The organism is Bacteroides sp. (assembly GCF_030151085.1).
GTDB lineage: Bacteria > Bacteroidota > Bacteroidia > Bacteroidales > Bacteroidaceae > Bacteroides.
On record NZ_JASLER010000027.1, the window covers coordinates 22,859 to 35,109 of the forward strand.

Genomic DNA, 12,251 nt, shown 5'->3' on the forward strand with positions numbered 1-12,251 from the left:
TTCGCAAAGATACTTATTTTCTCTGTCAATTCATGAAGCGGAAGCGATAACTCCCAACAACAACATCATTACTGTAGATAGTGATAACACCAATAATGTAATACTCATAAATGCTTTTCTCATAACCTAAACCTTTCCTTATATTACTTATATACTATTTTATCGCCAGAAGCAGCACGTCTTCATTATCAGTAGAGTGATCTACCAGCAGATTCCAATCATTATCTTTTTCATTCCACTTGTAGCTCAGGTAGTTTACACTATCACCGTCCTGCAAGTAAACTGCTTTCTCTCTTACATCCGAATAAGAAGTTGTTTTATTGTCCCACAATGCATATTCCACATCTGTACCGGCTTCTGAGTAGTTATAGTTCAAGCAATAGGTTCGTTCGTAAGCCTGATCTATTTCATTCCATTTCAAAGTCTCTTTCTTCACTGTACGTCCGGCAGCATCATAAGTAAAATTATACTTCAAGTGGTTTTGCAAGAATTTACCATCCTCTACTTTATATACTATTTGAGATTCCACTTGATTACCGTTCATCACTTCGTTGTAAGCAAATGCTTTCTGATTATTACCACAAAATGCATTAGTTACTAACGTTACTGCGAAGATTACTGTCATTGCTAAAGTTTTCATACCAATCTTATTTTATAAGTTATTCATATTTGTTTTTCGATAATCATTTATCGTTTTTCGATATGCAAATAAAATACCTTTTTTTGATATGACAAAGAAAAACAGAAAATATTTATCGAAAAACAATAATAATAATGCGTTTTACGATAAATACACAGAAAAATCTATGTTGCGTGGGGCATCAGAAACCTGTTCGCCAATGTTCCCCATAAATAATGTACCACCCAACTCCCACTCTACACAAAAGTTTGTTTTCGAAAAAGCATCTGCCATCTGCCACACTTTTGCTTATACCGAATTATCTTTCAATAGTTTACGCTGTTGCAGATACCTGTTGCAGATGGTTGCAGATGATTTTATCTGCAACACTCCATTCTAGTCAGAAAAGAAAAGACGATAATCAAACACGAGAATACATAGTTTTAGCTTGAAGACAATATGAGTTAAATACTTAGTTCATAGCGCTGAACACTTTGTTTCCTATAGTAAAACAAAATATTTCAGCATATCAATACACTTTGTTTTGCTTGTTGAAATAAAGTATTCTGCTTGTTGAAACAAAGTGTTTTGCTTATTGAAACTAGTTGTACAGTTAGTTAAAACAAATCGTTTTGGCTTGCTGAAACGATTTGTTTTTCCATGTAGGAACAAATAAACATCGAAACAGCAAGTGGACATCGAAACAGCAAGTGATATCAATCCTGCTACTCAACAAACATATAGTTTTGACGGGGTTTGAACCAAATCCAATCGAGAAGAGTAAAGAAGAAGCAAAAATCAGAGAGTTATTTTTCAAGTACAGCCTTTACCTCCGTTTCATCCTGGCGGATACGGGCAATAAGCTCTTCAACTGAATCGAACTTCAGTTCAGGGCGCATATAGCGGACAAAGGAAATACGCATAGGCTGATTATAAATATCAGCATTAAAATGGAAGATGTTGACTTCAATACTGCGGTCAGTACCGTTAGCAAGAGTAGGACGATAACCGATGCTTAACATACCTCCGTATCTTACACCATCAAGAAAAACATAAACGGCATAAACACCATCGGCAGGTATTATCTTATCCGGATCATTAACGCGAAGATTTGCTGTAGGGAAACCTATCTTACGGCCTACACGATAACCTCCCACCACCGTACCTTCTAAGAAGAAATTATAGCTTAAACATTCAGCAGCAGACGCAACATTGCCCTGTTGCAGAAAGTGACGGATCATAGAGGAACTGACAGTTATATTTTCATCAGATGAATAGGCACGTGCAAGCAGCACTTCCATTCCCATGTCTTGTCCGTAACGAACATAATCCTCAAATCCTTCGCTACGGTTATGCCCGAAGCGATGATCATACCCCACGACCAAAGCCTGTATCTGATACCGATCTTTAAGTATCTGCATAAACTGCTTTGCCGAGAGACGAGCCACCTCAGGAGTAAACTCAAGCATCATGCAGTAATCTATACCTGTTTCGGCAAGTAAAGCTACCTTCTCTTCGCAAGAAGTTAGCAGTTCAGGACGGTAATCGGCCTGCATCACTTTACGGGGATGTACAGGAAAGGTAATAACAGAGGAAGTAAGACCGCGTGCAGCAGCAACTTCGCGTACTTGTTCTATCAAGTAGCGATGTCCCCGATGTACCCCGTCGAAGAAGCCGATAGTAGCAACGCTCGGACAAAAGTCAATATCTGATGTTTCAGTAAAAAGTTGCACTTTCTAAGTTGAGAATTGATAGTTGAAAATTGATAATAAATCACTTAAAAAGAGGGCTCCAGTCCTCACCGGCTTTTGGAGTATAGGTAGAGATACCTAAAGTTTCCGCTGTACGGCAATTCGCTTCAGAATCATCAATGAAAAGCGTTTCTTTAGGATTAATGCCGGTATCGTCCAGTACCTTTTGGAAGATTTCCACATCCGGCTTAGCCATTTTCATCTCATAAGAGAGGTAAATGTGTTCAAAGTAATCTTCCGCCCGGAAAGTCTTATAAGGAAATACATGTTGAAGTGACCATTGCCAATGGAGATCGTTGGTATTGCTCAGTAGATAAACCACATAATCCTTACGCAATCTCAACAACAAATCCAATTTATATTCAGGAATACTTAGTAGAAAACTATTCCAGGCTTCATTTATTTGGGCATCAGTGACCGGCTTATCTATCTTTTCACGAAGTATACTGCGGAATTCGTCACTGCTTATCAATCCTTTTTCATAATTGTGGAAGAAGTCCTGCTGGTGATATAAATCCAGCATGACTTCCACATTCGGTAAACCTAACTTCTTGAAGTTCTCAATACAACGTTGACGATCCAAGTCTATCAGAACTCCGCCAAAATCAATAATAAGGTTTTTTATTCCTTTTCTTTTCATTACTCTTATTTCTGTGTTAAACGTCGGATAAGACGGATAAGTTCACCCACCCATAAAACAAGTGAGGTAGAAGCTATAATCGTTATCCAAGTTGTAAAATCAAGTGGTTCGGTACGGAACACAGCTCCACCAAACTGAACAATCAATATTTGTCCGCCTAAGATGGCAAGTACAATCAATTCCATGCCATACGATTTGGATAGTCCCTTGAATGCTGAATCGTTAGTTCCAAATACACGGGCGTTAAAGAGATTCCAGAATTGAAGCATTACAAAGAAGGTAAAGAAGATAGTCAGACGTTGGGTCGTCATACCGCCTTCTGCATTATTGAACCAGAAGAGCATACCCATAAGCAATGCGAGGAATATGATACCCATACTTAATATATAGTTTCGCATGGGCTTGGTTATAATAAAGTCGGTACTCTTACGCGGCTTTTCTTTCATAACACTTTCACTGGGCGGAATAGAAGCCAAAGCCAATGCAGCAAAGGTATCCATAATCAAGTTCACCCACAACATTTGCGTTACGGTCAGCGGAAGTTCGGTACCCACTATAGAGCCCAACAATACGATGAACAGTGCCACAAAATTAATAGTCAGCTGGAATATAATAAAGCGCTGAATATTCTTATATAAAGAACGTCCCCACATCACGGCAGTACCGATGCTGTTGAAAGAGTCGTCAAGTAAAGTAATATCACTGGCTTCTTTAGCCACCGAAGTACCTGTTCCCATTGAAAGACCTACCTGAGCGTGATTCAAAGCAGGAGCATCGTTTGTTCCATCACCTGTAACGGCCACTACGGCACCTTTCTGCTGTAGCAATTGTACTAAACGTTGCTTATCTGTAGGACGTGCACGCGACATAATCTTCAGATCCATCACACGTTCCAGTACTTCTTCATCGGTAAGTTCGGCAAAAGCAGCACCTGTAATACGGTTACGATCCGTATCTTCCGGCTTCCATAAACCTATCTGACGGGCTATTTCGGTGGCAGTACCCGGAGTATCACCCGTTACAATCTTCACTCCGATACCTGCCGACTGGCATTTGGCAACGGCAGCTGGTACATCCGAACGGATCGGATCACTAATTGCTACTACACCTAAGAAAGTCAAATCATCCTCAGCAACCAACGATACACAATCAGCATTCTCCGCATCATCGACTATCTTGAATGCAAAACCAAGCGTACGCATTGCCATATTCTGATAATTGAGCAATTGAGCTTCAACGGTAGAACGATATTCATTTGCATCTACCCGCTTTCCATCCAGTACAACTTCCTTGCACTTGCCCAATACTATTTCAGGAGCACCCTTTACGTACAGAATCTTTTTCCCTATCAATGGAGATTCCACCAAGGTTGCCATAAATTTCCGTTCAGTAGAGAATGTCAACTGGTCAATAATCTTAGCACTTTCACGCAAAGCCAGGTAATTCTTACCTTGACTGTTCAGCCATAAAAGTAAAGCAACTTCAGTAGGATTACCCACTCCTTTCGGCTTCTCGCCCGGTGCAGTTTCTTCCAGGAAAGCTGTAGAGTTAGCACTAATGCCTTCCATTACCAGCTTGCTAAGATCATCCTCTCCTATTTCGCCTTTATTTTTCAGTCCGTAGAAGTTAGGCTCATATACCTGCATCAGGTTCTGGGTCAATGTACCCGTCTTATCTGTACAAATCACTGTAATCGCACCCATCGTTTCACAGGCGTGCATCTTACGAACCAGATTATTAGTAGAAAGCATGCGGCGCATGTTCAATGCCAAACTAAGCGTGACGCTCATCGGCAAACCTTCGGGAACAGCTACCACAATCAGGGTAACCGCCATCATAAAGTACTGCAAAGTAGCTTGCAGAGCCGGCAACCAATCTTGAAGAGTTTGGAATGAAGAGAAATTGTAAGCCAACAGTACATCTTTCGTAAAGAAGATGACAAAAGCCAGTCCGGCTACTGTAAACCCGATCTTTCCGATAAGATTGGCAAGTTTGGTCAATTGTATATTCAGTGGAGTAGGTTCCGTAGTCTGTTCCGTACTTTGACGGGCTACTTTACCAATTTCAGTAGCATCACCCACTGCATCTACACGCATCGTTCCATGTCCGTCTACTACGGTGGTACCACGCAAAATGTGGTTGGAAGCATAAGTGGCTTCTTCATCGAAATCGGCTTCCAAGATAGTTTTAGCGACTACCGGTTCACCTGTCAGATTCGATTCGTTCACTTGCAGGGAGATGGCTTCAATCAGTTCACCGTCGGCGGGAACTTCTTCACCGGTTTCCAGAACGATAATATCGCCTACAACTACATCTTTACGGGGAATTTCCTGCACATGTCCGTTGCGAATCACTTTCACCAAAGTTTCTTCGTTCACCGCATTCAGCAGGTCGAATTTCTTAGCGGCATCATATTCAAAGTAAAAGCCGATACCGGTAGCCAATAAAATGGCGGCGATAATACCGATTGTCTCGGCATACTCATTCTCTATTACAGAGATAACTAAGGAAAAGAAAGCAGCTACCAATAGTACTCTGACTACCGGGTCTTCAAATTTTTCCAAATATAATTTCCACAAGGAGGGGCGCTTAGGAGGTGTAAGTAAATTCACACCATGTTCAAGGCGACTTTTAAGTACCTCTTCATCGGTAAGCCCGATATGATAATAATCATCCTTTGATGCAGTCATGCAAGTCTTTATGTTTAATTTGGGATTGCAAAAATACAACAATATATCGGGATAAGCTGTGTTATTATTTTTTTTTAAGTAATGATTTTCTAACCAGTATTATTTAGGCAAAACAAACCAAAATGTAGAGCCTTTACCTTCTTCTGAATCCAAACCTATTTCGCCATTTAATTTACGAATAATAGTCTGGCAGATAGATAGTCCCAATCCAGTACCCTGCTTCTCATTTTGCAGTTTTACAAAGCGTTCGAAAATCTGTCCTTGTTTCTCCTTGGGAACTCCACTTCCAGTATCTTTTACAAAGAAGTAAAGGTCATTTTCATTAATTCTATACCCTAAAGTTATGCTTCCATTAGAAGTAAATTTCATCGCGTTTGTCATGAAATTGGCAACTACCTGAGCTAAACGGTTTCTATCTGTATGCAACGTATATCCCGATTCAGGAGTTTCACGAATAATTTCTATTCCTAAGCCTTGTTCTGCAACTCTCATTCGGAATTGCTGCTCCAAATCAGACATAACCTGATTAATATCCACATCCGAAAAGACAAAATCCAAAGTACCTGCTTCAATCTTCGATAGATCCAAAATATCAGCTATCAATTGTTGCAACAATGCATTATTACTTTGGACAATCTCAAGGAATTGTGTTTTTTCTTCTTCACTCGATGCAGAAGCTAATAATTCGGAGAAACCTACAATCGCGTTTAATGGAGTCCTGATCTCATGACTCATATTTGCCAAAAAAGCAGACTTGGAACGATCTGCATTTTCTGCTTTGTTGCGTGCTTGGTTTAATTCAGCCTCTACATGTTTCAGGCGGGTGATATCATGCACAGTAATAACCATACTATCACAGCCCTCTATTTCCATGAATTCACCTGAAATATAAGTATTACATTCCGTTAGATTACCGGCAGCATCCCTCACATTCAGCACAGCTTCCAAATCCACAAAATTTTGATGTGTACGATATGTATTTTCTATCGCATTTCGCACAGGACAACTTCCACAGAATTCATGGGTTCCACAACCTCCCACAGCAGATAGAGCATTGGCGCAACGCAACAAATCACCTACTTTTTGAGGTTCAGCAGGTTTTAATGCTCCTGTTATATCGTAATAGTTTGTATGAAATACTATAAAGTCTCGGTCAATTAACAAAACATAAGCATGAATATTTCGCATTATTGCCCTAAACAGTTCGTTTGTCATCTGCATAAGAGTGTCGCATTTAATATTTTAGAAGCAAAAGTAACTTTTTTTATTCAAGAATCAAACAAAACACGGGGGTTATTCGTTATTATTAGAGAATAAACTCAAATAAAAGTAATTATGGAAAAGTACATTTGCACTGTTTGTGACTACATTTATGACCCAGAAAAGGGTGATCCCGATAGCGGTATTGAACCCGGAACAGCTTTTGAAGATATCCCCGCCGATTGGGTATGCCCCTTATGCGGAGTAGGAAAAGAAGAATTTGAGAAAGCGTCCTAAGACGCTTTCTTCTCTTTTATATCACTACTGGCTTCTACTACATTTACTATATAGTCACCCAGTTTTTCACACTCCACAATTATATCCATATAGTAGACACCCATTTGGTAGTCATACTCTTTATTGTTTACGTCCAGAATATTCTGATTCTTCAACTGATTACGATAATTGTTTATTTCATTTTCAATATTGAACGACTTATTTACGTCAACACTTTGATGTTCGGTACGCTCTACCACTACAATCATTTGCGCTAACGCATCATCCGTCAATTTCATCATAAAATGAATATGCTCATACTGTTTTTCGGTGAAGTCTTGATTAGTCTGACGCTTGCGATTAATGGTACGTGCCAGATTATAACAGCTATCGCCAATACTTTCTATCTCAGTTACTTCACGAAGCATCGCACGTATCTGTAACTTACTTTCCGAACTCAAACGCCCTTCTGACACTTGATTCAAATAATTGGCAATCTCCAGCTCCATACTGTCACTGATATTTTCGTATTTCTCTACCCGGCTGAACAATTTATTAAAGTCATCATCCTTATCGGTATGCAGCAAGTCCTGTACCATACCAAACATACGGTGGGTACGCTCAGCAAACAGATGAATTTCTTTACTGGCCTGCAAAATAGAAAGTTCAGCAGTAGAAAGCATACCACCGGAGATATAACGCAAACGATATTCCTCATCTTGTTCTTTCAGTGGAATAATCGCACAAACCGTTCGTTCTATAAGATTCACAAACCATATTAATATCAAGACATTACAGATATTAAAACAGGTATGGAATGCTGAAAGCTTGAAAGAAACAGCCACGGCAGGATCAGTAGTCCCCATTACATTTTCCACAAACCAAGATACTCCGTTAGTAAATGGAACAAATAAACATAATACCCATATAACACCAAATACATTGAACACCAAGTGAGCCAAAGCAGCCCTCCTAGCCTGCGTATTACCCGTTAGCGCCGCCAGATTTGCGGTAATAGTAGTACCTATGTTTTCACCCAACACTAACGCTGCACCCAATTCAAAACTAATCCATCCGTTGGCACACATAATGAGGGTGATAGCCATAGTAGCCGCTGAAGCTTGCACAATCATGGTCAGTACGGTACCGATAAGTACAAAAAGCAGAATGGAGATATAGCCCATGTCGGTGTAGTCCTGTACAAAAGCCAGCATATCAGGGTTCTGGCTCAGGTCGGGAGCATTGTTCTTCAAATAGGATAACCCCATGAAAAGGAATGCAAAACCGAAAATAAACTCACCGACAGACTTACGATTACTTTTTTGAGAGAAGAGAAGAGGAATGCCGAAGGCAAGAAGGGGAAGGGCGAAAGCGGCAATGTCGACCTTGAAACCTAAGGCGGAAATAATCCATGCTGTAACGGTAGTACCGATATTGGCTCCCATAATGACACCTATGGATTGCGAAAGGGTCAATAGTCCGGCGTTTACAAAACTCACAACCATTACAGTTGTCGCTGATGATGATTGGACTAATGCTGTAATCAACACGCCCGTTAGTACACCGGTCACCCGATTAGTAGTCATTGCGGTAAGAATTCTCCGCAACCGGTCTCCGGCAAATTTTTGAAGTCCCTCACTCATAATCTTCATACCGTACAGGAATAAAGCCAACGAACCGAGTAACTTTAAAAAATCATAAAAAGAATATTCCATCTTTAATTAATTAAAGGGTTTCTTTGTTCCATCTGTTATTATACTCTATATTTAACGTATCAATCATATAAAGTAGTGACGTCATGAAACACATGTTACAAATTTGTTGCAAAAATAATAATATTTATAAAGAATTCCCTATTGGAAGTTCACTTTTGGATATTTATTACGGTTTTAATCTTAATTTTCCCTATCAAGTAGTCAGTGCAAAGGTTAATAATCGCTCTGAAGGATTAAATTTCCGAGTATATAATAATAAAGATGTAGAGTTCCTTGATGTATGCGATTCGTCGGGAATGCGCACTTATGTCCGTTCACTTTGCTTCGTACTGTATAAAGCCATCAATGAGATTTTTCCGGAAGGGAAGTTATTCGTAGAACATCCTGTATCCAAAGGTTATTTCTGTAACCTGCGTATCGGACGCCCCATTGAACTAGAAGATGTAGCTGCAATCAAAAAACGGATGCAAGAGATTATTGCCGAAGATATAACCTATCACCGCATTGAATGCCACACCGCCGAGGCAGTACGTATCTTCAGCGAGAGAGGTATGAATGACAAGGTGAAACTATTAGAGACTTCAGGTTCACTCTATACCTATTATTATACATTAGGCGATACCGTAGATTATTATTATGGTAACTTATTGCCTAGTACCGGTTTCATCAAACTATTCGACATTGTGAAGTATTACGATGGTTTGTTACTACGCATTCCTAATAAAGAGAATCCTAACGTACTGGAAGAAGTTGTAAAACAAGAAAAGATGCTCGATGTCTTCAAAGAACATCTGCGTTGGAATTACATCATGGGACTCAGTAATGTAGGTGATTTCAACCTTGCTTGTGAAACGGGCCATGCCACTGACCTTATTAATGTAGCCGAAGCTCTGCAAGAAAAAAAGATCGCACAGATTGCTGATGACATATATCATCGCGGTGAAAATGGAAATCGTGTTAAGCTAGTACTTATATCAGGTCCTTCCTCTTCCGGAAAAACAACATTCAGCAAGCGCCTTTCCGTTCAATTGATGACTAACGGACTGCGTCCATACCCCATTTCTTTAGATAACTATTTCGTAGACCGTGAAGAAACGCCACTTGACGAGAACGGGAATTATGACTACGAATCACTTTATGCTCTCGACCTCAAGCTTTTCAACGCACAACTTCAAGCTTTGCTTCGAGGAGAAGAAGTAGAACTTCCACGCTTCAACTTCAGCCTTGGAAAAAAAGAATATAAAGGCGACAAATTGCGTATCGATGAGCATATGATCCTCATTTTGGAAGGAATTCACGCCCTCAACCCCGAACTGACACCGCAGATTCCTGCCGAGAGCAAATATAAGATTTATGTATCAGCACTGACTACCATCTCCTTGGACGATCACAACTGGATACCCACAACAGATAACCGTTTGCTACGCCGCATCATCCGTGACTTCAACTATCGTGGATATTCCGCTCAGGAAACAATATCCCGTTGGCCTAGTGTACGGGCGGGCGAAGACAAATGGATTTTCCCCTATCAGGAAAATGCCGACGTCATGTTCAACTCCGCTCTTTTATTCGAGTTTGCCGTGCTCCGTTGCCATGCCGAACCGATACTAACCAGTGTACCACGTAATTGCCCGGAATATGCCGAAGCTTACCGACTCATGAAGTTTATAAAATACTTCACCCCGGTACAGGATAAAGAGATTCCACCAACCTCCTTGTTAAGAGAATTTTTAGGAGGCAGTAGCTTCAAGTACTAAAAATAGTGATTAGTGGTTAGTGAAAAAACAAACATATCACTAACCACTAATCACTATTTTTATATTACCTTTGTAACAAACAAACGATTTTACAAAATGAAAAAGATAATTGCTGTACTTTTCTTAATTACTTTATGCTTTTATAGTCAGTCACAAGCACAGAACCGCGCTGATGAGTTAATGAAACAGGCTCAAGAAAACCTTGCAAAGAAAGAATATATCAAGGCTCGCTATCTCTATCTTCAAGCCTTTAATGCCTTTTCTTCTCAAGACAAATATGACAAAGCTGTAGATTGCGGTATTAACGCCAGTGCCTTATATCATCGGGAAAATTATTACAAAGAAGCCTTCGAATTGTTGCGTAGTGCCGAACAAGTAGTGGAAACCGGCGAACAAAAAGAAGGCAAAGCCTTACCCGATTTAAAGTTCCGTATCAACAAGGAACGTTTACAAATGTATATCAACCTAAAGAATCCCGCACGTGCCAAAGAGCAGTTAACCCGATTGGAAGAAACAGCTAAAGCTTCACGCAACGATTCGTTAAACAATGACCTGCTTTATACCCAAGCAAACTATTACTACACCTTTGGACTAAACGCACAAGGTGACGCCTCTATCAACAAGCTGATAGGCCAGTACAAAGAACAAAAGAACTATTCCAAAGTAAACGAATGCTATAAAACACTTATTGACATTGCCCGCAAAGCAAACAATGCTCCTTTAGTGGCACGTACTTACGATAAGTTCATTGTATGGACCGACTCGGTAAAAGCACTCACCGCCCAGGATGAACTAAATGTCTTGAAACGTAAATATGATGAAACTCTGACGGTTGTTCAGGAAAAAGACAGCTCACTTAGCTCCAAGCAATACATCATTATCGGACTTTGTGTACTGGCTGCCATTCTTGCCGTAGCTTTAGTATTGGGTGCCATCGTATTACTGCGCTTCATTGTTCTGACCCGTAAGCAGAAAAAAGCTATCCAAATTGCTAATGAGCACAATGAACTAAAGACCAAATTCATTCAGAACATCTCCTCACAGATGGAGCCGACGTTGGATACCTTAGATCCTTCGTTGCCCGGCGTACAGGCATTGCACACCTTCTCCACCCATATACAAGAATTGTCTGAACTCGAAAATACATTGTCCGAACCATACGAAATGCAGGAAAAGAACATATCGACTTTCTGCGAGAGCATCATGGATAAGATAAAAGGGAAGACACAAGAAGATGTTACCGTTGCTGTAAATGCTCCTAAGTTGAATGTCAAAATCAACCCGGAACAACTGGAACGTATCTTATTGCATTTATTAGAAAATGCTGCCGAATACACTCCTGCCGGAGGCAAGATTTGGTTGGACTTCAAGAAACGTGGTGCACACACGCATCAGTTTATAGTTAGTGATACCGGCTGCGGTATCCCCGAAGAACAACGCGAAGACATCTTCAAACCCTTCACCGAAGTGAAAGACCTGACGCAAGGTGATGGTCTAGGACTGCCCATCTGCTCTCTGATAGCTACCAAGATGAACGGTTCGCTGACACTAGACAGCAGCTATAATAAGGGAGCACGATTTGTACTGGAACTCCACGCATAAA

General features: G+C 40.3%; 9 protein-coding genes. 3 read left to right on the forward strand and 6 right to left on the reverse strand.

The features are described 5' to 3' along the window. Positions 1 to 154 precede the first annotated feature (154 nt). From Q1W14_RS05005 to Q1W14_RS05025, 5 genes are all read right to left on the reverse strand, one after another. A complete protein-coding gene (locus Q1W14_RS05005; RefSeq protein ID WP_300699692.1) occupies positions 155 to 640 on the reverse strand; it encodes a DUF3836 domain-containing protein in 486 nt (161 codons plus the stop codon). A gap of 785 nt (positions 641 to 1,425) precedes the next feature. Then, on the reverse strand, positions 1,426 to 2,352 hold the full coding sequence (locus tag Q1W14_RS05010) for a bifunctional riboflavin kinase/FAD synthetase (protein WP_300699693.1): 927 nt from the start codon (positions 2,350 to 2,352) through the stop codon (positions 1,426 to 1,428). A 40-nt stretch (positions 2,353 to 2,392) separates the two neighbouring features. Then, positions 2,393 to 3,010 (reverse strand): HAD family phosphatase, encoded by a 618-nt coding sequence (locus tag Q1W14_RS05015; protein ID WP_300699694.1) that lies wholly within the window; start codon positions 3,008 to 3,010, stop codon positions 2,393 to 2,395. 5 nt (positions 3,011 to 3,015) lie between these two features. Continuing rightward, positions 3,016 to 5,700, reverse strand: coding sequence for a calcium-translocating P-type ATPase, PMCA-type (locus Q1W14_RS05020; RefSeq protein ID WP_300699695.1), 2,685 nt, complete (start codon positions 5,698 to 5,700; stop codon positions 3,016 to 3,018). A 99-nt stretch (positions 5,701 to 5,799) separates the two neighbouring features. Beyond that, positions 5,800 to 6,921, reverse strand: coding sequence for an ATP-binding protein (locus Q1W14_RS05025; RefSeq protein WP_300699696.1), 1,122 nt, complete (start codon positions 6,919 to 6,921; stop codon positions 5,800 to 5,802). Between the two features lie 114 nt (positions 6,922 to 7,035). On the opposite strand from Q1W14_RS05025, the gene rd reads away from it, so the two are divergent. Beyond that, on the forward strand, positions 7,036 to 7,197 hold the full coding sequence (gene rd / locus Q1W14_RS05030; RefSeq protein ID WP_300699697.1) for a rubredoxin: 162 nt from the start codon (positions 7,036 to 7,038) through the stop codon (positions 7,195 to 7,197). Here the strand turns inward: rd and Q1W14_RS05035 are convergent. Then, positions 7,194 to 8,891 (reverse strand): Na/Pi cotransporter family protein, encoded by a 1,698-nt coding sequence (locus Q1W14_RS05035; RefSeq protein ID WP_300699698.1) that lies wholly within the window; start codon positions 8,889 to 8,891, stop codon positions 7,194 to 7,196. The genes rd and Q1W14_RS05035 overlap by 4 nt on opposite strands. 83 nt (positions 8,892 to 8,974) lie before the next feature. Here Q1W14_RS05035 and Q1W14_RS05040 point away from each other — a divergent pair, with 83 nt between their 5' ends. Next, positions 8,975 to 10,648: a nucleoside kinase gene (locus tag Q1W14_RS05040; protein ID WP_300699699.1), complete on the forward strand. Its 1,674-nt coding sequence runs from the start codon at positions 8,975 to 8,977 to the stop codon at positions 10,646 to 10,648. A 96-nt stretch (positions 10,649 to 10,744) separates the two neighbouring features. Next, positions 10,745 to 12,250: a HAMP domain-containing sensor histidine kinase gene (locus Q1W14_RS05045; protein ID WP_300699700.1), complete on the forward strand. Its 1,506-nt coding sequence runs from the start codon at positions 10,745 to 10,747 to the stop codon at positions 12,248 to 12,250. Position 12,251: the final 1 nt, after the last annotated feature.

Coding starts and splice junctions, on each gene's coding strand:
- Q1W14_RS05005 (WP_300699692.1), bottom strand. CDS start 640: ATGAAAACTTTAGCAATGACAGTAATCTTCGCAGTAACGTTAGTAACT.
- Q1W14_RS05015 (WP_300699694.1), bottom strand. CDS start 3,010: ATGAAAAGAAAAGGAATAAAAAACCTTATTATTGATTTTGGCGGAGTT.
- Q1W14_RS05020 (WP_300699695.1), bottom strand. CDS start 5,700: ATGACTGCATCAAAGGATGATTATTATCATATCGGGCTTACCGATGAA.
- Q1W14_RS05025 (WP_300699696.1), bottom strand. CDS start 6,921: ATGCAGATGACAAACGAACTGTTTAGGGCAATAATGCGAAATATTCAT.
- rd (WP_300699697.1), top strand. CDS start 7,036: ATGGAAAAGTACATTTGCACTGTTTGTGACTACATTTATGACCCAGAA.
- Q1W14_RS05035 (WP_300699698.1), bottom strand. CDS start 8,891: ATGGAATATTCTTTTTATGATTTTTTAAAGTTACTCGGTTCGTTGGCT.
- Q1W14_RS05040 (WP_300699699.1), top strand. CDS start 8,975: ATGAAACACATGTTACAAATTTGTTGCAAAAATAATAATATTTATAAA.
- Q1W14_RS05045 (WP_300699700.1), top strand. CDS start 10,745: ATGAAAAAGATAATTGCTGTACTTTTCTTAATTACTTTATGCTTTTAT.